The sequence below is a fragment of the Kribbella kalugense genome, from assembly GCF_004365875.1.
GTDB classification, from domain to species: domain Bacteria; phylum Actinomycetota; class Actinomycetes; order Propionibacteriales; family Kribbellaceae; genus Kribbella; species Kribbella kalugense.
The window spans coordinates 749,210-771,022 of the sequence record NZ_SODF01000001.1; the positions used below are offsets into that span (position 1 = coordinate 749,210).

The 21,813-nt window shown below is 68.3% G+C and carries 20 protein-coding genes; 12 read left to right on the forward strand and 8 right to left on the reverse strand.

The features are described from left to right. Window positions 1-248 precede the first annotated feature (248 nt). The 3 genes from EV650_RS03505 to EV650_RS03515 form a co-directional block, all read right to left on the reverse strand. On the reverse strand, window positions 249-485 hold the full coding sequence (locus EV650_RS03505; RefSeq protein ID WP_134115248.1) for an antitoxin: 237 nt from the start codon (window positions 483-485) through the stop codon (window positions 249-251). A gap of 15 nt (window positions 486-500) precedes the next feature. Then, window positions 501-980: a hypothetical protein gene (locus EV650_RS03510; RefSeq protein WP_134115250.1), complete on the reverse strand. Its 480-nt coding sequence runs from the start codon at window positions 978-980 to the stop codon at window positions 501-503. Window positions 981-1,118: 138 nt separating this feature from the next. After that, complete coding sequence (locus EV650_RS03515) at window positions 1,119-1,691, reverse strand: sigma-70 family RNA polymerase sigma factor (RefSeq protein WP_134115252.1); 573 nt, start codon at window positions 1,689-1,691, stop codon at window positions 1,119-1,121. 595 nt (window positions 1,692-2,286) lie between these two features. Here EV650_RS03515 and EV650_RS03520 point away from each other — a divergent pair. Then, window positions 2,287-2,784 carry a DUF2505 domain-containing protein gene (locus EV650_RS03520; protein ID WP_134115254.1) on the forward strand — a complete coding sequence of 166 codons (498 nt, stop codon included), beginning with the start codon at window positions 2,287-2,289 and terminating at the stop codon, window positions 2,782-2,784. A gap of 2 nt (window positions 2,785-2,786) precedes the next feature. Here EV650_RS03520 and EV650_RS03525 read toward each other — a convergent pair whose 3' ends face one another. Genes EV650_RS03525 through EV650_RS03540 form a run of 4 tightly spaced genes read right to left on the reverse strand, consistent with a single transcriptional unit; the run spans window position 2,787 to window position 7,941 of the window. Next, window positions 2,787-3,959: an acyl-CoA dehydrogenase family protein gene (locus tag EV650_RS03525; RefSeq protein WP_134115256.1), complete on the reverse strand. Its 1,173-nt coding sequence runs from the start codon at window positions 3,957-3,959 to the stop codon at window positions 2,787-2,789. Between the two features lie 13 nt (window positions 3,960-3,972). Further along, the gene (gene phaZ / locus EV650_RS03530; RefSeq protein WP_202874355.1) at window positions 3,973-4,758 is read right to left on the reverse strand and encodes a poly(3-hydroxyalkanoate) depolymerase; all 786 of its coding nucleotides are present in this window, start codon (window positions 4,756-4,758) and stop codon (window positions 3,973-3,975) included. 1 nt (window position 4,759) lies between these two features. Then, entirely contained in the window at window positions 4,760-6,439 is a 1,680-nt protein-coding gene (locus tag EV650_RS03535) for a PHA/PHB synthase family protein (RefSeq protein ID WP_134115257.1), read from the reverse strand. Beyond that, on the reverse strand, window positions 6,436-7,941 hold the full coding sequence (locus EV650_RS03540) for a long-chain-fatty-acid--CoA ligase (RefSeq protein ID WP_134115259.1): 1,506 nt from the start codon (window positions 7,939-7,941) through the stop codon (window positions 6,436-6,438). The genes EV650_RS03535 and EV650_RS03540 overlap by 4 nt, the downstream gene beginning before the upstream one ends. A 136-nt stretch (window positions 7,942-8,077) precedes the next feature. Between EV650_RS03540 and EV650_RS03545 the strand changes: the two genes are divergently transcribed. Next, complete coding sequence (locus EV650_RS03545; protein ID WP_134115261.1) at window positions 8,078-9,253, forward strand: PucR family transcriptional regulator; 1,176 nt, start codon at window positions 8,078-8,080, stop codon at window positions 9,251-9,253. Between the two features lie 9 nt (window positions 9,254-9,262). Continuing rightward, the gene (locus EV650_RS40240) at window positions 9,263-9,439 is read left to right on the forward strand and encodes a hypothetical protein (protein ID WP_166678005.1); all 177 of its coding nucleotides are present in this window, start codon (window positions 9,263-9,265) and stop codon (window positions 9,437-9,439) included. Window positions 9,440-9,442: 3 nt separating this feature from the next. Here EV650_RS40240 and EV650_RS03550 read toward each other — a convergent pair whose 3' ends face one another. Next, a complete protein-coding gene (locus tag EV650_RS03550) occupies window positions 9,443-11,005 on the reverse strand; it encodes a DUF4139 domain-containing protein (RefSeq protein ID WP_134115264.1) in 1,563 nt (520 codons plus the stop codon). 63 nt (window positions 11,006-11,068) lie between these two features. On the opposite strand from EV650_RS03550, the gene EV650_RS03555 reads away from it, so the two are divergent. The 9 genes from EV650_RS03555 (at window position 11,069) to EV650_RS03590 (ending at window position 21,813) form a co-directional block, all read left to right on the forward strand. Continuing rightward, on the forward strand, window positions 11,069-11,569 hold the full coding sequence (locus EV650_RS03555) for a hypothetical protein (protein WP_134115266.1): 501 nt from the start codon (window positions 11,069-11,071) through the stop codon (window positions 11,567-11,569). Between the two features lie 33 nt (window positions 11,570-11,602). Further along, window positions 11,603-12,454, forward strand: a complete 852-nt coding sequence (gene qcrC, locus EV650_RS03560) for a cytochrome bc1 complex diheme cytochrome c subunit (RefSeq protein WP_134115268.1) — start codon at window positions 11,603-11,605, stop codon at window positions 12,452-12,454. A 120-nt stretch (window positions 12,455-12,574) separates the two neighbouring features. After that, entirely contained in the window at window positions 12,575-15,244 is a 2,670-nt protein-coding gene (locus tag EV650_RS03565) for a winged helix-turn-helix domain-containing protein (RefSeq protein ID WP_134115270.1), read from the forward strand. Between the two features lie 47 nt (window positions 15,245-15,291). Next, window positions 15,292-15,741, forward strand: coding sequence for a hypothetical protein (locus EV650_RS40245; protein ID WP_166678006.1), 450 nt, complete (start codon window positions 15,292-15,294; stop codon window positions 15,739-15,741). Next, window positions 15,738-16,247, forward strand: coding sequence for an RDD family protein (locus EV650_RS40250; protein ID WP_166678007.1), 510 nt, complete (start codon window positions 15,738-15,740; stop codon window positions 16,245-16,247). Before EV650_RS40245 ends, EV650_RS40250 begins: the two co-directional genes overlap by 4 nt. Before the next feature lie 88 nt (window positions 16,248-16,335). Then, window positions 16,336-16,818, forward strand: a complete 483-nt coding sequence (locus tag EV650_RS03575) for a DUF1269 domain-containing protein (RefSeq protein ID WP_134115274.1) — start codon at window positions 16,336-16,338, stop codon at window positions 16,816-16,818. Window positions 16,819-16,842: 24 nt separating this feature from the next. After that, the gene (locus EV650_RS03580; protein WP_202874357.1) at window positions 16,843-18,345 is read left to right on the forward strand and encodes a leucyl aminopeptidase family protein; all 1,503 of its coding nucleotides are present in this window, start codon (window positions 16,843-16,845) and stop codon (window positions 18,343-18,345) included. Beyond that, the gene (locus tag EV650_RS03585) at window positions 18,342-20,009 is read left to right on the forward strand and encodes an AbgT family transporter (protein ID WP_134115276.1); all 1,668 of its coding nucleotides are present in this window, start codon (window positions 18,342-18,344) and stop codon (window positions 20,007-20,009) included. Before EV650_RS03580 ends, EV650_RS03585 begins: the two co-directional genes overlap by 4 nt. Before the next feature lie 7 nt (window positions 20,010-20,016). Further along, a complete protein-coding gene (locus tag EV650_RS03590; RefSeq protein WP_134115278.1) occupies window positions 20,017-21,813 on the forward strand; it encodes an SLC13 family permease in 1,797 nt (598 codons plus the stop codon).

A 21,813-nucleotide genomic window follows, 5' to 3' on the forward strand; every position in this document is an offset into this window, starting at 1 on the left:
CGTTCGGGTCGTCGGACGCTTCCCCGCACAGCCCGAGGTGAGCTGGATCGTTTGAGGGGTTGACCCCTGGGATTGCCGGTTGTCCCGTCTGCATGCAGGGTGTCAACCGACCATCTCGGGGGTTGACCCCTGAGACGGACCGCGCGGTTGCGCGTACTGCGGCTTGTCGGCGGTTGTTGGTTGTGGGGGCGTTTCACGCCTGAGGCGGTCGTGGGTAGGCCCACGACCGCCTCGGTTTCGGCGTTGGATCAGCCCTGGTTGTCAGGGATGTCGTCGTTCTGGCCGTCCAGGTTGTCGAGCTGGCTCTTGGCCTGGTCGACGCCCTGGTCGATCTTGTCGCCGTACTTGCCGCCGGTCTTCTCGTCGACGAAGTCGCCGGCCTTGTCCAGGCCTTCGCCGACCTTGTCGCCGTGACCGTCGACGAGGTCCGAAGCCTTGTCCTTCAGGCTTTCAGCCGCGTCCTTGAGGTTGTCGAATACGCCCATGATCCAGATCCCCGTTCAGTTCCCGTAGGAGTTGTTGTTGTCGTCGCTCGACTGGTAGCCGCCGCCGGACTGGCTGTCGCCGCCGTAGCCGCCGCCGCTGGAGTCGCTACCCGAGTCGTTGCCCGAGTCATCGCCGGAGCCGTAGCTGCTGCCGCCGTCGTTCGAGTCGTTGCCGGAGTCGTTGCCGTAGCTGCTGCCCGACTCTTCACGCTGACCGTAGTCGCTGCCGGAGTTGCTGTCGGACTCGTTGCCAGAGCGGTCCGAATCGCCGCCCTGGTTGCCGTACGAGTTCTCGCCGCCGGATTCCCCTCCGCTGGAATCCGAGCCGAAATCGTTGCCCCGGTCATCAGAGTTGCCAGAGTCACCAGAGTCGCCGGAACCGTAGTTGTCCGAGCCGGACTCGCGCCCCGACTGCTGGCCGTACTGGCTGTCGTTCCGCTCGTCGTCGTTACCGCCGGAACGGTCGGACGAGCCTTCGTCGTAAGGATTCGACATGCGATATCTCCCCGTGAGATATGGGTGGAACGGCCGCATCGCGACCGTGAGCCGGATGGCACCCGCCCTTTCCTACCCGAACGTAGGAGTCGGCGCAAGCACTCCGATCCCGTGTTGTGCCGCCGTTCACCAACGGGCTCAGAGATCCTTGATCAGACGGCGCAGGCGATTGGTGGCGCGGAACTGCAGTTGCTTGATCGCGCCGTCGGTCCGGTCCATCGCAGCGGCCGTCTCGTTGATCGACAGGCCGGTGAAGAACCGCAGTACCAGGCATTCGCGCTGGTCGTCGGGCAGGTGTGTCAGCGCGTCGCGGACCGAGGCCGTGCTCATCGACGCGAGCGCGGACTGCTCCGGCCCCATCGACTCGTCGACCTGTGGATCGACCTCGTCGGTGACGACCGCCAGCCGGCTCCAGCCCGAGCGGTGGTGGTCGATGACCACGTTCCGGGCGATGGTGATGAGCCAGGCCGCGAAGTTCAGGTGTGCCCGCGGCCGGCGGGCGATCGCGCGGAACGCTCGCAGGAACGTTTCGCTGGTCAGATCCTCGGCCGCGCTGCGGGACGAGGTCTTGCTGTAGGTGTACCGGTAGATCGACGGCAGGTACCGATCGTAGAGCCGCCCGAAAGCGGCACCGTCACCCGCTTGGGCGAGCCGGATCAGTTCGTCCTCGTCATCAACATCGTTGGCAACAGTGGCAAGTGTCGTGGACATGTGAGAGTCACACACCGCCACTAAAACTTCGTGCGTCATCGTCGATGGTCATGCGCTTCCCAAGCCCCGTTCTCAGTCAGCTATGCGGTGAACATCACGAAAAGGTTACCGAAAGTCGCGCACCGTGTCACTCCCCTTCCGCTGCGTTGTGGAAAACACTGCGAGGTTCGTTGACAGGTTGGTGCTGACCCCGCTCCGGGCAGACCATCGAAGGACGAGTGACTTCCCGCGTGACCAGAGAAAAGGATGGCGATCGAACCGCGCTCTGTCCTGGTGCCCGACCTGTCGATGCTGTCGGTCACCCTGCAGGCGTTGCTCGGCGACGGCAAGGGGATCCCGAAGCCGCTGCGGCTCAGGTTGCTCTCAGTTATGCACACTCCGGCGGGGCTCGAGTCGGCCGGTCTGGTCGAGCGCATCCGGCAGGGGCAAGAGCATCCTGGTCCGCCGCACCAGCCGCGGCGCGGGACTGGTGGAGCTGTTCAGCTGAGACCGTTGCCCAAAGCAACTTTCCGGCGAAGTGTGACGCTTCCGACAACGGCAGGCAGGAAGCTGCAGCGGCAGCGACCGGACCTCGTGGTCGGTGCAGTATTGGCCCATGCGTCTGTCTCTCGCCACGTCGTACGACGCCTCTCCGGAGGAAGTGTTCGCGATGATCACCGACATCACGTTCCAGGAACAGGTGTTCGAGCGGCTGCAAGTGCCGTCGTACGACGTGATGGTGGGCGGCGACGGCGATGATCTGGCCGTGCAGTTCCACTGGCAGACGAGGGCTTCCGACGTACCGGTCGTGGCTCGCCGGTTCGTCGGGCACACGTTGGAGCTGGCGCAGTACAAGGTTTGGCACCGTGCCGATGTCAACGGCGCGCGGGAGGCCGATGTCGACGGTGAGGTGACCGGGGTGCCGGTGAAGGTGACCGGCACGACGCGCATCGTGCCGGCCGGTCGTCGTACGACACAGGCGTTCGAGCTGCACATCACGGCGTCGGTGCCGGTGGTGGGCAAGGGCCTCGAACAGGTTGTCGCCGACGCGGTCCGGGTGCGGCTGGAGAAGAAGTTCGAGGTCGCCTGGTCGTGGTTGTCGGGCTCGCTCTGAACTCAGGCGAACGCTGACTGACCGGTGATCGACCGGCCGACGATGAGGGTGTTCATCTCGCGGGTGCCTTCGTAGGAGTAGATGGCTTCGGCGTCGGCGACGTAGCGGCCGACGTTGTGTTCGAGCAGGATGCCGTTGCCGCCGAGCAGCTCGCGCGCGTAGCCGACGGTTTCGCGCATCCGCATGGTGCAGAACATCTTCGCGAGTGACGCGTGCTCGTCGTACGCAGCGCCGGCGTCCTGGAGTTGGGAGAGCCGGGCGCACAGCGTGGCGGACGCGGTGGTGTTGGCGAGCATGCGGACCAGCAGGTCCTGCACGAGCTGGAACGCCGCGATCGGCTTGCCGAACTGCTCGCGTTGCTGCGCATAAGCGAGGGCGTGCCGGTAGGCGCCGCGTGCACACCCGACCGACATCCACGCGACGCCGGCCCGCGTCATCAGCAGCACCTTGGCCGTGTCCCGGAACGAGTTCGCCTCGGCTAGCCGATTCGCTTCGGGGACGCGTACGTCGTCCAGCGTGATCAGCGCGTTCTGGACCACGCGCAGCGCCATCTTGTCCTCGAGCTTCGCGGTCGTGAACCCTGGTGTGTCCTTCTCGACGACGAAGCCCTTGACCTGTCCGTCCTCGACGTCGCGGGCCCAGATCACGGTCAGATCGGCGAAGGTCGCGTTCCCGATCCACTTCTTCTGACCGTTCAGCACCCAGGTGTCGCCCTCGCGCCGGGCGGTCGTCTTGAGACCGCGGGAGGCGCCGGATCCGACGTCGGGTTCGGTCAGCCCGAACGCGCCGATCTTCTCCAGCCGCGCCATCGCCGGCAGCCAGCGTTCCTTCTGCTCCTCGGAGCCGCACAGGTAGATCGAGCCCATCGACAGTCCGCTGTGGACGCCGAAGAAGGTCGCGATCGACGGGTCCGCCGTACTCAGCTCCATCGCGAGCAGGCCGTCGAGCAGGAAGCTACGGCCGGGACAGCCGTAGCCGGTGTACGGCGTACCGACGATGCCCAGGTCGCGCAGCGCGGGGAGCAGCTCGAACGGGAACGTCGCGCGGGTCCAGTGGTCGTTGATGATCGGGGCGACCTGCTTGTCGCCGAAGTCGCGGACCGCGTGCAGCAGCGAGCGATCGCTGTCGTCCAGCAGCAGTTCGAGGCCGTAGAAGTCGATCGGGTCGGTGGTCATGATGGTTTCCCCCTCAGCGAGACAGGAAGCGGGTGATGACAGGCACCAGCGTTGATGCCTCGGTGACTAGCTCGACGTGTCCGCCGTTGTAGATGTGCAGCTCGGCATGCGGGATCAGCCGAGCGAGGATGCGTCCGTTGATGACCGGGATGATCGGGTCGTCGTCGCCGGTGAGTACGAGCGTCGGCTGCCGGATCAGACTGAGAAACGGCAGGCTGGTCCAGCAGGCACCGGCGGCCAGTTGGTACAGGTAGCCGCGCAGAGATCCGCCGCTGACCTGGTTCTTGAAGACCGCGAGGATGTCGCCCGCGTGCTTCCGCGCCGTGCCGCCGTACAAGAGTCCGGCGACGCCGGCGGCGTACCCGGGATCGCGGAAGCGCCGGGGCGTGATCATCCGCAGCAAGGTGGTCGGCTTCCCCGGCACCATCAGTGCGCCGGTGCCGGTGCTGACCAGGACCAGCCGGCGGACCCGCCGCCGGTGCTGGGCCGCGAGTTGCTGGGCGAGCGCTCCGCCCCACGACAGTCCGAGTACGTCGACCTCGTCGTACCCGAGCTGGGTCAGCATCCGGTCGACCATCCACGCCATCCGGGGGATGCCGTCCGGGAACAGACCGCTCGGCGAGCCGCCGACACCGGGTACGTCGAACCGGATCACCGTGCAGTCCAGTACGTCGACGGTGGGCTGCAGGACCTCGAAGCCGGCGCCGATACCGCAGCACATCAACAGTGGGGTCTTATCGGGATCACCAGGTGTCACGTCGTACCGGATCCGGCGGCCGCCGGCGGTCAGGGTCTCCACGTCAGGACTCCCGCACGTAGGTGCCAGGGGCTTCGTCGAGTGGCTCCAGTCCACCACCGCCGAGGCGCTTCGGCGCCGCCTTCAGCCGGCCGCTGCGCTGACCGAGCCAGGCGATGTAGTCCGGCCACCACGACCCCTGCTCGGTGGTTGCCGTGCGCAACCACTCGTCGGGATCGGCGGGCGTGCCGTCGTTGACCTGGAACGTCGCCTTCGGGTTCGTCGGCGGGTTGACCATCGAGGCGATATGACCGGCCGTGGACAGCACGAACCGGGTCTCGCCACCGAGCAGCTGCGTACTGCGGTAGCACGACTGCCACGGGCAGATGTGGTCGGCGATCCCTGCGATCACGTACGACGGTGTGGTGACCTTCCCGAGGTCAACGGGCGAACCGAGCATCGTCGCCGCGCCGGGATGAGTCAGCGCGTTACTCATCGCCAGCTCGACGAACCCGCGGTGCAGCGCGGCGGTCATCCGGGTCGTGTCAGCGTTCCAGAACAGTACGTCGAACGCGGCCGGCGTCCGGCCCTGCAAGTAGTTGTTGACCCAGTAGCTCCAGATCAGATCGGTCGGACGCAGCCAGGCGAACACCTCGGCCAGCGCCCGTCCGTCCAAGTAGCCTCTCGATGCCGACGACGCGATCGCGGCCGCGGCCATCCGCTCGTCCATGACGGCCGACGCGAATCCGGCCCGGCTCTGGTCGAGCACCGCGACTGCGAGCGTGAAGCTGGCGACCCGGTCGAGCTGGCCCTGATCCGCCAGGTGTCCCATCAGCATGGAGGCCAGGATCCCGCCGGAACAGGTCGCGAACAGATGGGTGCTGTCGGTCCGGCAGATCCGTTGTACGGCGTCCATCGCGTCCAGGATCGCCTGCCCGTAGGTGTCGAGGTCCCAGTCGCGGTGCCGGGCATCTGGGTTCCGCCACGAGATCGTGAACACCTGCTGACCCTGTCCGACGTAGTACTCGACCATGCTCCGACCCGGTGCGAGGTCCACGACGTAGTACTTGTTGATCACCGGCGGGACGATCAGCAACGGGATGGTGCGGACCTTCTCGGTCTGCGGGGTGTATTGGATCAGCTCCAGGACTTCGTTGCGGAAGACAACCGATCCGGGGGTAACGGCGACGGTCTCGCCGACCTCGAACGCGGTCGGCTCGATCATGCTCGGCACCCGTGGCGCGGTCGCCAGATCACGGACCAGGTTGCGGGCGCCGACCAGCGAACTGAGGCCGGCCGTGTCGATCAAAGCCTTCCAGGCCATCGGGTTGAGCGCCGGGTTGTTGCTCGGGGCAAGCGCCTCGACGAGGTTGTCGACGACGAAGGTCATCCGCTGCCGGTCCCGCCAGTCCAGCTCTGCGTCCCCGGGCAGGGCGCTCGCGGTGTCGGCCGCGGCCAGGTAGGCCTGAACGATCCGGCGCAGGAACGGGTTCTGGGTCCACGCCGGATCGGTGAACCGACGGTCGCGGCGGGACGGCGTACGGTCGGACTGGCCGATCGCGATCCGGCCCAGTTCTGCGGCCAGATCGGCGGCCCGGTGTGCGGCGGTCCGCGGCCGGGCGGCCAGTCCGGTCGCCATCCGGGCCCAGGCCGCGTTCGGCGTGAACCGGCGCAGCGGTCCGGCTGCGGCGCTGGTCAGCAGCAGGTCGAGCGGGGCGGCGAGTTCGTCGGCGGGCGTGCTCATGACAGGACTCCTTCGGGTACGACGACGTCGCGGCGCTGGATCTTGCCGGTCGGGCCCTTCGGCAGACCGTCGACGATCCACACCGCCCGCGGGTACTTGTAGGCGGCGATCCGGCTCTTCACGAATTCGCGCAGTTCCTCCGGTGTTGCCGTCTCGCCGTCCTTGAGCGCGATGGCGGCGCCGATCTCCTCGCCCAGCGACGGATGCGGGATGCCGACCACGGCCGCCTCGGCGACGGCCGGGTGCTCGTACAGCACCTCTTCCACCTCGCGCGGGTAGACGTTGTAGCCGCCGCGGATCAGCAGGTCCTTCTTCCGGTCGACGATGAAGAAGTAGCCGTCCTCGTCCTGCCGGGCCAGGTCACCGGTGCTCAGCCAGCCTTCCGCGTCGACGGCGGCGGTGGTGTCCGCGGGCTTGTTCCAGTAGGACTTCATCACGTTGTGCCCGCCGATCTGGATCTCGCCGATCTCACCAGCCTGCACCGGGTTGTGCGCTTCGTCGACGACCCGCATCCGCACACCTTCGATCGGCGTGCCGATCGAGCCTGGTTTGCGGACCGCGTCCGGGTGGTTGAACGACGCGACCGGCGAGGTCTCGGACAGTCCGTAGCCCTCCAGGATGATGGCGCCGAATGCCTCCTCGAACCCGCGCAGGACCTCGACCGGGAGGGCAGCCCCACCGGACACACAGGTGCGCAGCGTGCTGACGTCGTACTTGTCCCGATCCGGTAGGCCGAGCATCGCGGAGTACATCGTCGGCACGCCCTCGAAGACTGTGACCTTGTCGCGCTGGATCACCTCGAGAGCCTTGGCGGGGGAGAAGCGGGGGATCATTGTCAGCGTCGCGCCGTTGGCGATCGCGGTGTTCAGGCCGCAGGTCAGTCCGAACACATGGAACAGCGGCAGGCAGCCCATCACCACGTCGTCCGGTCCGATCTTGAACAGCGTCCGCGCGCTGACGGCCTGGTTGGTGTTCAGGCCGGCGTGGGTCAGTTCGGCGCCCTTCGGCCGGCCGGTGGTTCCCGACGTGTACAGGATCACCGCGGTGTCTTCGCCGTCCCGGCTGGCCGGGTCTGTCGCCGGTTCACGGGTGCCGACGAGTGCGCGGAACTCTTGCGGCGCGACCGTCACCAAGTCGGTCCCGGCGGCCTTGGCTCCGGCTTCGGCCTCGGCTGCGATCTCGTGCCAGCCGAACAACACGCGTGCGCCGGAGTCGTCCAGGTAGTACTCGACCTCGCGCCGCTTGAGCAGCGGGTTCATCGGTACGGCGATCCCGCCGGCCCGCAGTACGCCGTAGAAGACGATCGCGAACTCGGGGACGTTCGGCAGCATCAGACCGACGCGGTCGCCGGGCTGTACGCCGTACTCCCGGAGCAGGGTCACCACGCGGGAGGCGGCGTCGTCGAGGTCGTTGTAGCGGAGGACATCGTCGTCCAGCCGGATGGCGGGGTGGTCCGGGTACATGGCGGCGGACTCGGAAAGGTTGAGGCTGAGGTTTGTCATCGCTGGCTCCGGTGGTGTGGCTCGGTTCGTGCTTCAACCATCGGGCCGGAGACGGGCGGAAGCGATGGGGCGGCGGCCAACGTGACGGGCCTGCGAATGTCGCCGCGAACAACGGGGTCGGGCCTATGCTCCAAAGATGAGCACGGACGCCGACCGGAAGATCGAGGAGCTGATCGACCGGTTGCGGACCCGGTCCGGCGAGTTGACCGACGCGATGACGGCGCGGATCCAGACCGAGATCGAGTTCTACCGGACCGGTGGACTGGTGCCGCGGGAGGCGTTGCGGGCGTCGTGCGGGGCGAACGTCGAGTTCATGCTCGAGTCGCTGGTGGGCGACGGCTCCGACCCGGTGTCGGCACGCGAGACCGGTCGTCTGCGGGCCGAGCAGGGTGCGCCGCTGGCGGACGTGATGGCGGCGTACCGAGTCGGGACGCGGTACCTGTGGGACGCCGTACTCGAGGAGGCGGCGTCGGCCGGGATCACCGATCAGGTCCTGGTGATCCTGTCGAGCCGGTTGTGGCAGATGCAGTCGTCGTACACCGACGCGATGACCGGTGCGTACCGCGACGTGCAGTCGCGACGGCTGCTCGACCAGGATCAGCAGCGCTCGGCCCTGGTCGAGGCGCTGCTCGAAGGTCGGATGCCTGGTGGCGGCACGGTCTGGGAGGCCGCCGAGTTGCTCCGGCTGCCGTACAAGGGACCGTTCGTGGTCGTCGCGGCCGCGGTGCCCGAGGTCGGTCGTCAGGCGCTGCCCGGAGCAGAGGAACGGCTGCGGTCCGTCGGTCTGCCCTCGGCCTGGCGACTGCTGCCCGAGCTACAGATCGGAGTGGTGGCTGTGGCGGCCGGGCGTCTCTCGGTACTTGTTGATCTGCTGAGTCGGTCCGCGACGGGGTGCGTCGGCGTCAGTCCGCCGTACGACGACCTGGACGGGACCGGCCAGGCCGTTCGGTTCGCCCGGGTCGCGCTGGCGGGGTCGACGAAGGATTCGGCGGTGACGTTGTTCGAGGAGTCTCCGCTGACGATGGCGGCTGTCGCGGCACCGGACGTGATGCAGTACTTCGTCCGCAAGGTGCTCGGCGGACTCGACGAGCTCGCGCCCGACGATCGCGAGGTGTTGCTCGACACGTTGGCGGCCTGGTCGACGCACAACGGCTCGGCCACGGAGACCGGCGAGTACCTGTACTGCCATCCGAACACCGTCCGCCACCGCCTGCACCGCATCGAAGAGCGCACCGGCCGGTCGCTGAACGATCCTCGCTCGGTGGCCGAACTCCTGCTGGCGCTCGAGGCCGCCCGGACGGTCGGGGCTTAGGGTGAGGGGATGGAGAGCGATCCGGAGGAAGTGGCAGCCGTCGCGTCGCACGAGCTGCACGCGGCAGAGTCGAGCGAGCCGGCCGAGGACGAGGACGACCCGGACTACGACCCGACCGCGACGAGGGACCTCGAGTCGGACCTCGAGAACCTGAAGGGCGCGGCCGAGGAACTCGAGGACGACTGAGTTCTACTCACGCCAGCCGGTGAGGTCGACGGACTTCCCGGTGTCGACGCGGAACGCGAGTTTGAGCGTCGTCTCCTTGCCGGCGGCGAGGTCGAGCTTCCAGGTGATGACGCCGAGGTCGGTGGTCTCGGCGGGCTCCGGTTCGGCGGTGAGCGGCTTCACGGTGATCTCGTGATCGCGCGCTACCGGCAGCTGATCGAGAACGGTGATCCGGGCGTCGCGAGGCGTGTGGTTCTCGATCTTGGTCTCATACTCGACCTGGCGCCGGCGCGTTGATCCCAGAGTCGCCTTGCTCGCCTCCCGGCGTACCAGCTTGCGCTCGACGCGGATCCGGTCGTCCAGCCCGAGTGCGAGCTCGACGTCCTCACCAGGTGCCCATAGCGGCAGTGCGGCCGAGCCGACGAAGTCCGCGTCGTGGAAGACGGAGGCCTTCCCGGTGGGCAGCGTGTGCGCGGACGAGTTCACGACGGTGGCCCGCAGGTGTACGTCGGTCGAGCGGACCGGCGCCGTGACGTAGTCCAGCTTGGCGTCGAGGTCGATCGCGGCGATCGTCGCGCGGTGCGTCGCCCCGTCCGCGGGTACGGCGACCCGCCGCGGCGGGGTGTAGCTCGCAGCGGTCACGCCCTGCTCGACGGTCGCCTGTTGCTGCCCGAAGGCGGACTGCTCCTCGATGGCGGCCGACAGGAGCCGGTCCCGGCGGCCGGCGCCTCTGGCTTCCATGCCTGGTGCGGCAGCCGCCAACGGCACTGGGTGGGCGAAGCGGTCGAGGTACCACGGGTCGAGCTCGGGGACCTTCGCGTTCACGGTCGGCCGGGCTGTCGACAAGGTGAGGTCGCACTCCGGCCAGTCCTCGCCGGTTCGCTGGGTGATCAGGCCGTACCAGTTCAGCGTGAGCCGGTCGCCGGTCAGGCGAACGTCGTACGAGCTGCTCCAGCCGGCGGCGGGAACGACGTACGAGAGCTCGACCTCCACCTCGGCCTCGGCGGCCAGCTCCAACGCGATCGCCGCGGAACGCCGGTCGGGCTTGACCTGCTGGTAGATCTCGGCCAGCCGACGATCCACGGCGGCGAGACGCTTCTCGGCCTCGCGCCGCTGCGCTGCGAGCCCTCTCCGAGTCGCCCGTACGGCGGCCATCCGGTCCGTGAGCGACTCGGTGAATCCGGTCAGCTCGGCGCCCGGCTCGCCGGAAGCCAGCGTGCGCGCGAAGCTGTTGCCGGCCCGTCGAGCCAACTGCGCCAGGAATGTATCGAGCTGCTCCTGTACGTCGTCAGCATCGGTCAGCTCCGCGACGAGCTCCTGCACCTCGAGGCGTTCCCGCTCCACCTCGGCCACAGCCTCTTCCGGCGACTGCGCATTGTGCTGCATCGCCACGTCCACCCCGAGCACGGTCGCCGGCCCGCGACCGGCCACCCGGACCGAGTCGTCTTCCAGGGCGAGCGGCAGCGGCTCGACGTACACGGTCTGATCGCCGGCCGGCACGATGATGCGCCCGCGCCTGGTCACCCGCGCGCGATCCGGGTAAACGGTCACGGCGACGATCGGCGCATCCACCACGAGTCGGCTCATGCGACGACAGTATCCGTCGGCCGTTCCACGACGTAGTCTGCGAATGGCGGCAAGGAGACTGCGATGAACCAAGGTTTGCTGAACTCGTTGACCGATACCGAACGTCTGCTGGTTGCGGAGACCGAGCGGGACGCGCTGAAAGGCCTGGACGAAGACGGGCTGCTGGATCTGCACCAGCGGATTCGGCGCGCGCGGACGAAGTACGTGAAGAACTACCGGCGCGCGGCGAGCGCGGCGGTGCCGGGCGTGGGCGGCCGGGGCATGTCCTATCCCCGCAACCAGCGCGATCGCGACAAGGCAGAGCTGTTCGAGTCGGTGCTGGCAAAGGTCAGTCGCGAGGTTGCGGTGGCGGCCAACCGCGCGTCGATGGAGCTGCGCACCGAGCGGATCGAAGCGGCGCGGGCAGCGAAGTCCGCCGCGCCGGCGGCACCTGCGGCCGACCAGCCGAAGAGCGGGACGATCACCAGGCCGCGGGCGACGAAGAAGACCACCGGCGGAGTGAAGAAGGATGCGTCGACGCGGGCCATGGGCGCCCGCCGGCAAGCGAAGCGCGACGCTCGCTGACCCAAAACCTCACCCGATTCGGGGGATCACATCATGCGCTCAGTTGGGTCTGCTGGTGCGGTGCGCCGAGGGAGACTCGCGAAGACACTGGTGATCGGCGCGGCGCTGGTCACGGTCGGCCTCGGGTACGGCGTCCTGATGCCCGGCGGCGCGTCGGGCGCGGACGGGCCGCAGTCGGATCAGATCGAGGCCGGCCGGCGGCTGTTCGCGGTCGGCTGCTCGAGCTGCCACGGCCTGCACGCCCAGGGCGGCACCAACGGCGCGGGCCGGATCGCCGGGCCTTCGCTGATCGGCGTCGGCGCGGCCGCGGTCGATTTCCAGGTCAGCACCGGACGGATGCCGGCCACCCAGACCAATGCCCAGGTGCCGGCGAAGACCCCGGTCTACACCGCGGAGGAGACCGCGGCGCTGGCGGCGTACATCGCGTCGCTGGCTCCCGGACCCGCGATCCCGGCGTCCGAGTCGTACGACGTCAGCAAGGTGACGCAGCCCGAGATCGCCCGTGGCGGTGAATTGTTCCGGACCAATTGCACGGCCTGCCACAACTTCGCCGGCCGCGGCGGCGCGCTCCCGAACGGTCGCTACGCGCCGTCCCTGATGAGTACGACGCCGCGGAACATGTACCAGGCGATGCTCACCGGCCCGCAGGAGATGCCGGTCTTCTCCGACCACGTCCTGCTCCCCGACGACAAGCGCGCGATCATCGCTTACATCGTTGCCCTGCAGAACCAGGACGACCCGGGCGGGTTCGGACTCGGGCGGCTCGGACCGGTCTCCGAGGGCCTGTGGGGCTGGCTCGTCGGTATCGGCCTGCTCGTCGTGGTCGCCGTCTGGATCGGGGCCAAGGTGCCCCGGATCCACCGCCGCAGTAACAAATCCGAGTAACAAGTCCGAGTGTCAAACCCTGCCGCAAACACGCCGAACCGGTTAGTCTCGATTTCCGAGGCACGTAGGAGGAAGGTAGCTACTAGCAACCACTAGGGCACGCCCACCCAGGGGAGGGGTGTGACGCGCGTGACGGGCCCAGGGCTCGATCGAGAGCGCGAAGCGTTCCGGCAGTCGGCGGAAAGCAAGACTCCGCGGCCGCCGCTCACGCTGGTGACCCGCGAGCGGTTGCACTCCGCGCTAGACCTTGGCGTGCGCGCGCCGCTGACCCTGGTGGTCGCACCGGCCGGCACCGGGAAGACCGTGCTGCTGTCGGACTGGGTGACGCGCCGGCGGCTGCTGGGGCAGAAGGTCGTCTGGGTGCCCGGGCAGACTCCGGGTTCGCTGCACGGATTCCTCGAGCGGGCGGCCGAGCTCGAGAGCGCGCTGATGCTGGACCCGATCGTCATCGACGACGCTCATTTGCTTCCGGCATCGACCGTCACCGAGATGGCACGGGTCCTGCAGCAGTCGCCGCACGCGGTCCGGCTGCTGCTCGCCACCCGGTACGACCTGCCGTTGCCGATCTCCGAACTCGAGATCAGAGGGATGGCGCTGACCCTGCGCTCGCGGGATCTGCGGTTCAACGACGCCGAAGCCACGCTGCTCGTGCAGGCGCACGCCGAGGACGCGACCCCGGACGCCATCGCCAGGGTGCAGGAGAAGACGGCCGGCTGGGCCGCCGCGCTGGTGCTCGCCGCCCGAACGCTGCAGTCGTCCGGTGACGTCGTCTGGCCGCTGGCCAGCCAGCGTCCGGTGCTCGACCTACTGTTCGGCGAGACGCTGAACACCCTCGATCCGCGGGTCCAGGCAATGCTGCTGAGCACCTTCGGCGTCACCTCGCTGACGCCGCAGCTGGCCGCCGTGATGAGCGGCGACGGCGAGGCCGGCTCGATGCTCGAGGACCTCGCCGGCAGCGGTCTCCTCGTTACGGCGTACGCCGATTCGCCGTCGAGCACTCCGCTCTACCGGTACCACCCGCTGCTGGTCGAGCTGCTCCGGCGGCGGATCGCGATCAGCGTCGACGACCGCCAGTTGGTCGTCACCGCGCAGCATCGTTCCGCCTTGTACTACGAGAGTCGCGGGGACAGCGAGGCCGCGTTGCGGAGCGCGCTGCTTGCCGACGACGCGGAGCTGGTGGCGCGGATCCTGCTCGGCCACGGGCCTGCCCTGCTCACTGCGGGAGAGGCCGCGCTGGTCGAGGCAGCCTTCGACGTACTCCCGGCCGGCTACGTCGAGCAGCATCCACACCTGTTCGGTGTCCGCGGGTTGCTGCGGCGGGTCACTGGCGACGTTGCCGGCGCGGTGCTGGATGCGGCGTCGGCCGACGAGAGGACGGCCGAGAGTACGGCGGAGGCCCGTCCAGCCCGGCCGGAGGACGACGCGTTGGCGGCGGACGCCGTACTGCTGCGGCTGTGGGAGTCGCGGTACGGATGGCAGGACGTGCACGCCGCGATAGAACGGGCCCGGTCGCTGCTGAGCCCGGTCCCGGCAGCAGGCGACACTCCGCACGCTGTGCTCGGTCCCGAGCGGCTGGCCTGGTTGCTGATCGAGCTGGCGGCCGCCGAGACCTGGGCCGACGAGCTGGACGCGGCGCTCAGCCATCTGGACGAGGCGTTGGTGACCGCCCGGATGGCGGGCCATCACCAACTCATCGCAGCGGGTCTCGCTCACCGGGCGGTCGTGCAGCACGTACGGGGTCAAGGCCAGAACGCGGCCTGGTCGGCGCAGGCCGCCCTTGACGCGGCGGGCGAGCAAGGACTTCCGCAGGAGTACTGCGCTCGCGCTCAGGTCGTACTGGGATTTGCGGCGGTGAGCGGGCTCGATCTCGACTCAGCCTCGAAGTACTACGAGCAGGTGGCGGTGGCCGACGTGGCCGGATCCGACACAGTGGTCGCGGGACTGCGGACGATGTTGCGGACCATGCTCCTGGTCGAGCAAGGTCGGCTCGGGGACGCTCTCACCGAGCTCACCACCGACCCGGTCGCGGCCGGCCCGCTGCCGTCGTACCTGTCCCGCGATCTGGCGCTGCTGCGGTGCTGGCTGGCGACCCTGCTCGGCGACAAAGCCACGGTCGACACCCAGGTGAGCGTGCTCGAGCGCACCGGCAACACGACCGAGGCCGAGCTGGTCCGGGCGATGACTTCGATGGAGGACGCCCAGGCCGCGCTGAAGCTGATCGAGGCCGGGCTCGACCGGCCGGACATCTACCCACCGCTCGCCTCGGCGGCCGCGTCGTTCCGGACCGTCCTGCTGGTCCGGGCGGGTGACGAGCTGGCCGCCGAGGCCGCGCTGGTCGACACCCTTAATCGGATCACGCCGCAGCGCATGCTGCACGTTCTCGCCACTGCCGGCGGTGAGCCGGCGTTCCTGGACCGGTTGCGCAAGCACCTCACCGGTCCGAACCCGCATCCGTTCGCGGCCGCCGCGCTCGAGAAGCTGTCCAGTTACCAGCCGGCCTGGAGCGAGGCCGGCGGGATGACTCCGCTGGCCCGGACTCGGCCCGACGCTCACACCCCGCCGCCGCGCCGGCTCGAGGCGGTGATCAACGGTGCCCGGATCAAGCTGACGGCCCGCGAGGCCGAGGTGCTCGACCAGCTTGCGCTCGGCAGCTCGTACGCCGAGGTCGCGCAGGCACTGTTCATCACCGAGAACACGGTCAAGACGCACCTGATCTCGCTGTACCGCAAGCTCGGGGTGGACAAGCGGTCTGCGGCGTTGCGAACCGCGCGCACGGTCGGCCTGCTGTAGGTGCTTGTTTGTTGGCCGAGATCACCTGGAGCGGGTGAGGAGGATCAATGGCAGTCCTGGGACGACTGGCCGGCAAGGTCACGGGCCGGGTGGTCGAATCCGTTCAGCCGGACGTCATCCTGTCCCATATCGACCTCGACGCGCTGCTCGACCGGATCGACCTCAACCGCCTGCTCGACCGCATCGACGTCGAGCGCCTGGTGGCCCGCATCGACGTCGAAGACCTGATGGACCGCGTCGATGTCGAACGGCTGCTCGAGCGCGTCGACCTGGACCGCCTGGTCGAGCGGCTCGACGTCGAAACCCTGGTACGTCGGTCCGGCCTGCCCGAGGTGGTCGTCGAGAGCCAGGCCCGGCTCGCGGGCTCGGTCATCGACCTGGTCCGACGGCAGCTCGCCGGACTGGACGCCGTACTCAATCGGGGTGTCACGCGGCTGCTGCGCAGAGATCCGGACTCGTTGCCGATCGCACCGCGGCTGCTCGAGGATTCGGAGTGAGCGGGCGGCTGACCGTCACCGGTCACTACGCCGGCGCGGTGAGCCGAGCTACCGCCACCGCGCTCGATCTCTTGCTCATCGCAACGACCTTCACGATCGGCCTGGCCGGCGTCAACCTGCTGACCACCTCCTTCTGGGGTGTCTCGGTACGACGCGCGCTGCCGGCAACGATCGCCGTCGTGGTGCTCGCGTTCTGCTACGTGTTCGGATTCCTCGCGATCGCCGGTCGTACGCCCGGCCAGGGCATCGTCGGTCTTCGGGTTGTGCGGTCCGACGGCGGCCCGATCCGGGCCGGAAACGCCCTGCGGTGGGTGGTTGCGTTTCCGTTCAGCGTCGTACCGGCCGGGCTGGGTTTCGTGCCGATCGTGTTCCATCGCGAGCATCGGGCGCTGCACGATCTGATCGCGGGGACCGCGGTGGTCTACGACTGGGGCGAACGGCCGGCGGAGCTGCCGGGACCGCTGTCAGCGTTTCTCGCGAGGCACGACGATGGGGGTTCACCCTAATCGGTGGAGGCCGGTCGTGGGCCGGGTTGATGGGATGAGGCCGTCCAGCGCGGAAACACTGACGCGCCTGCCCATCGAGGAGTTCTTCATGACCCACCTGGTGGTGCTAGGTCTGGACAGCCGCGACGACGCCGAGCGTGTCATCCAGCTGACCGAGGACCTGGCGAAGCAGCAACTCCTGCAGCGCGAAGACGCGGCGTACGCCTACAAGGACGACAAAGGCAAGGTTCGCATCCAGCAGACCATCAACCTCACCGGCGCCGGCGCCGCGAGTGGCGCGCTCTGGGGCACGCTGATCGGACTCATCTTCCTGAACCCGCTCGCCGGCTTCGCCGTCGGCGCGGCCTCCGGTGCGCTCTCCGGCAAGCTCACCGACATCGGCATCAACGACGACATGATCAAGCAGGTCGGCCAGGAGTTGCAGGAGGGCCACGCCGCGGTGTTCCTGCTGGCCCGGTCGGCAACCGTCGATCGAGTGGTCGACGCACTCAAGCCGTTCAGCCCGACGATCATCCAGACCAACCTGTCGAAGGAGCGCGAGGACGAGCTCGTCCAGGCCCTCCAGAGCTGATCCCCGTACGTCGGAGGAGGTTTCGTGAACACGATCCCGCGTGACTTCGATCCGATTCCTTCGACCCGGAACCGGGTTCGGGTCGGTGTTGCTTCACTCAAGCAGGCGGCCGACGAGGCGGATGCCCTCGCCGTACCGGTCGGCGCCGATGCCGAACCACCGGAGGAACTGGGTACCGATCTGGCCGGGCTGGCCTCGGCCGGCTTCACGGGCCGGCGCGGCGAGACGCTGGTCCTTCCGCGCGCCGACGGCCCGGTCCGGGTCGCGGTCGGGATCGGCGGCCGCGGCGAGATCGACGCGACCGTCGTCCGTGACCTGGCCGCGGAGTTCGCCCGCGCCGTTCCCTGGCACCGGAAGCTCGCGATCGAAGTGGCTGCCGGGGACGTCTCGGTGGCCGACTTCGCCCAGGCCGTGACCGAGGGCGTCTTGCTGGCGCGCTGGCGGTACTTCGTCGGTCGTGACGCCGATCAGCCCACGCTGGACTCGCTGCTGATCGTGGCCTCCGACGAGGACACCCCGGCGGCCGAGGCCGGTGTCGAACGCGGCCAGATCGTCGCCGCGGCCTACAACCTGGGCCGCGACCTGGCCAACTGCCCGGCGACGACGCTCTCTGCTGTCCGAATGGCCGAGGTGGCTCTAGAGGTCGGTACGGCGTCCGGCCTGGAGGTCGAGGTCTTCGACAAGGACCAGCTGATCGCCATGGGCTGCGGCGGACTCCTCGGGGTGAACCGGGGCAGCGTGGAGCCGCCCCGGATGATCCGGCTGCGCTACCAGCCGACCGATCCGACCGGCCGGATCGCCCTGATCGGCAAGGGGATCATGTACGACTCCGGCGGCATCAGCCTGAAGCCGAGCGACGAGTCGCACGCCCAGATGAAGAACGACATGACGGGCGCTGCCACCGTGCTCGCATCGATGACGGCCCTGCGTGACTTGGGATGTACGACGGCTGTGACCGGCTACCTGATGTGCACCGACAACATGCCGTCCGGGTCGGCGATGAAGCTCGGCGACGTCCTGACCATGCGGAACGGTACGACGGTCGAGGTGCTCAACACCGACGCCGAAGGGCGTCTCGTGATGGCCGACGCACTCGCGCTGGCGACCGAGGAGCCCGTCGACGCGATCGTCGACATCGCGACCCTGACCGGCGCGTGCCTGCGCACGTTCGGTGTAGAGATCGCCGGCGTGATGGGCAACAACTCGGCCGTCGTGGAGCAGTTGCGGCGCGCGGGTGACACGGTCGACGAGCCCGTGTGGGAGCTGCCACTGCACCGGTCGTACCGATCCCAGCTCGACTCGACGATCGCCGACATGACCAACATGGGCGGGATCAATGCCGGCTCCATCACGGCCGCACTGTTCCTCGAAGAGTTCGTCGCCGGCCTGCCCTGGGCCCACGTCGACATCGCGGGTACGGCGCAACTGCCGGCGCCGCGAACCTGGCGGAACAAGGGTGCGACCGGCTTCGGCACCAAACTCCTGATCGAATTCGCGCTGCAGTTCGCCCGGCCGGAGGAATCATGAGCACCGAGGCGCTCGGCGACAAGCCGGTCAAGAAAGGCGGGATGCAGCGCATCCTGGACGGGATCGAGCGGGTCGGCAACAAAGTCCCGCACCCGGCGATCATCTTCCTGGCGCTGATCGTCATCGTCATCGTGCTGTCCCAGATCCTGTCCTGGGCCGGGACCAGCGTGACCACCGAGGTCGCGGAGCCGGCCACGGTCCAGGTCGCGCCCGACTACGAGGGCGGCACCAGCGTCGCCGGCAACGACGCCCCGCCCGCGCAGGCAATCCCGCAGTACGAGGTGAAGCACGAGACGATCAAGGCCGAGAGCCTGCTGACCGGTGATGGCATCCGGTTCATCTTCACCACGGCGGTGCAGAACTTCAACGACTTCGGCGTGGTCGCGGTGATCCTGGTCGCGATGATCGGGGTCGGCGTCGCCGAGGAGGCCGGGCTGATCGCCGCACTGATCCGGAAGATGGTGAAAGTCGCGCCGAAAGCCGCGATCACGTTCATCATCGTGCTGCTCGGCGGCATCTCGAGCGTCGCGTCAGATGCGGGCTATCTGGTCCTGATACCACTCGGCGCAGCCGCGTTCGCATCGCTCGGGCGACATCCGCTGGCCGGTATCGCGGCGGCGTACGCCGGGGTCAGCGCGGCGTTCTTCGTGAACATCCTGATCACTCCGGCCGACGGGATCATCACCGAGGTCACCAACGAGACGATCGGGCTGGTCGCACCCGACGTACACCTGAACGTCACGCACAACTTCTACTTCAGCATCGTCGCGACGCTGTTCTGCGCCGCGGTGATGACGCTGATCACCGAGCGCATCCTCGAGCCCCGGCTCGGCAAGTACGACCCGGCCGAGGCGCCGTCCGACGCGCCGGTCGACCACAAGCCCAGCGAGGAGGAAATGGCACTGGAGTCCCGCGGGCTGCGGTTCTCGGTCTACTACCTGCTGGTCGCGGTCGTGATCGTGTCCGCGCTGACCTTCATCCCCAAGGCCCCGCTGCGCAACCCGGACACCGGTGAGATCTTCGGGAACTCGCCGTTCATGAGCAGCCTGCTCTTCATCATCTCGATGCTGTTCCTGGCCGCCGGTCTGGGTTACGGCCAGGGCGCGAAGTCGCTGACCGGGAGCACGAACGTGATCAACGCGATCGTGAAGACGTTCAACGGCCTCGGCGGACTGATCTTCCTGATGCTGCTGATCGCCCAGTTCATTGCCTACTTCAACTACACGAACATCTCGACCCTGGCCGCGACCGGTCTGGCCGACCTGCTCGAGCGCGCCGACATCGGTCCGCTGCCGCTGCTGATCGGCTTCATCCTGCTGGTCTTCATCATCGACCTGATCATGCCCGGGGTGATCCCGAAATGGGCCATCCTGGCGCCGATCTTCATCCCGCTGTTCTACCGGCTGGGGATCGCGCCGCAGACCGTCGTCGCGGCGTACCGGGTCGGCGACGGTCCGGCGAACGTGATCACGCCGCTGATGGTGTACCTGCCGTTCATCGTGCTGGTCTGCCAGCGGTACCGGAAGAAGGCGGGGATGGGCACCGTGGTGTCGATGATGCTGCCGTACACCGGGATCGTGCTGGTGTCGTGGACGCTGTTCTACATCGTGTGGTACCTGATCGGGATTCCGTGGGGCCCGGGCGCACCGGTGCACCTCGGGTAGGCCCGCCATGGATGACGGCACGATCAGCCTGATCATCCTCGGAGTGGCCGTCGTACTGTTCGTGTGGAACAGGCTGCCCGTGGATGTCGTCGCGGTGCTGGTCGCCATCGCCTTGTGGGCAACGGGTGTGCTCGGCTTCACCGACGTACTCGCGGGCTTCGGCGATCCGGTGGTGATCTTCATCGCCACGCTCTTCGTGGTGAGTGAGGGAGTCGACTCGACCGGCGTGACCGCGTGGGCCGGCCAGACGATCGTCCGGTACGCCGGAACCACCCGGACCCGGCTGTTGATCGCGGTCACCGCGTTGTGTGCCGTGCTGTCCGCCCTGATCACGTTGAACGGAGCGGTCGCGGCCCTGCTCCCATTGGTGGTCATGCTCGCGATCCGGATCGGGCAGCCGCCGTCGCGGATGCTGATGCCGCTCACGTTCGCGGGCAGCGCCGGTTCGTTGCTGATGCTGACCGGGACACCGGTCAACATCATCGTGTCGGAGGCGGCGAGCGATGCCGGCGCGGGCCCCTTCCCGTTCTTCTCCTTCGCGATCGTCGGAGTACCGCTCGTCATCGGCACCATCGCGATCTCGGTGCTCCTCGGCCCCAAGCTGCTGCCGGCCACCCGGCCCGCGCATCCGGCCGTCGACCTTGCCGTGCACGCCCGGACGCTCGACGTTCACTACGACCTGCAGGACGGGTTCTACCGACTGAGAGTGCGGGAGCTCTCGCCCTTGCTCGGACTCGTCGTCGGCGACGTGGATCTGACGCCGTACCCTGGGGTCGCGATCGTCGGCGCACAGGACGGGCAGGGCCGGAACCGGATGGACGCGGCCATCGACGTCGGCGACGTGCTCGTGGTGATCGGGCCGTCGGAGCAGGTCAGCAGGCTGACGGCCGACACGTTCCTCTCCGTCAGCATGGCGCCGACGCCGGTCGACGGCCTGCTGACGCGCGAGTCCGGCGTGGTCGAGGCCGTCATCCCGCCGCGGTCGGGGCTGGTCGGCGAGACCGTGTTCCCGGGGATGCATCGCGGACGTGATCTGGTCATCATCGCCGTACAGCGGATGGGCAAGGACCGCGGCAACCGGCACACGCAGCTGGCCGAGGGCGACGCGATCCTGGTGCACGGTCCGTGGGAGACGCTCGAGGAGCTCAACCGGGACCGGGACATCCTGCTGGTCGACTCGCCGGAACTCGTCCGGCGGCAGGCCGTGCCGTGGGGGCCGAAGGCATCGATCGCGGTCGGGATTCTGGCGGCGATGGTGGTGCTGCTCGCGACCGGCGCCGTACCGCCCGCGATGGCGGGCGTGCTGGCGGCGACGGCGATGGTGCTGACGAAGGTGGTCAGTCCATACCAGGCTTATCGCGCCATCTCGTGGCAGATCGTCGTACTGATCGGTGCTCTGATTCCGTTGTCGGGTGCGATTCAGTCCAGTGGCGGCGCGGACCGGATCGCCGATCTCATTGTCGACGCGGTCGGGCCGGGCCGGCCGTATTTGTTGCTGTTGGCCCTCTTCTTGCTGACGGCGGCGCTCGGTCAGATGGTCAGCAACACCGCGACTGTGCTGATCGTCGCGCCGATCGCGGTGGCGGCGGCCGAGGGGACCGGTACGTCGGTGAAGCCGGTGTTGATGTTGATCGCCGTTGCCGGTGCGGCCTCGCTGCTGACGCCGATCTCCACGCCGGCCAATATGATGATCATGAGTCCGGCGGGCTACCGGTTCGGCGACTACTGGAAGCTCGGCCTGGTCGTGATGGCGTGGTGGTTGCTGATGGCAATCATCATCGTCCCGCTCGTCTGGCGCTTCTGA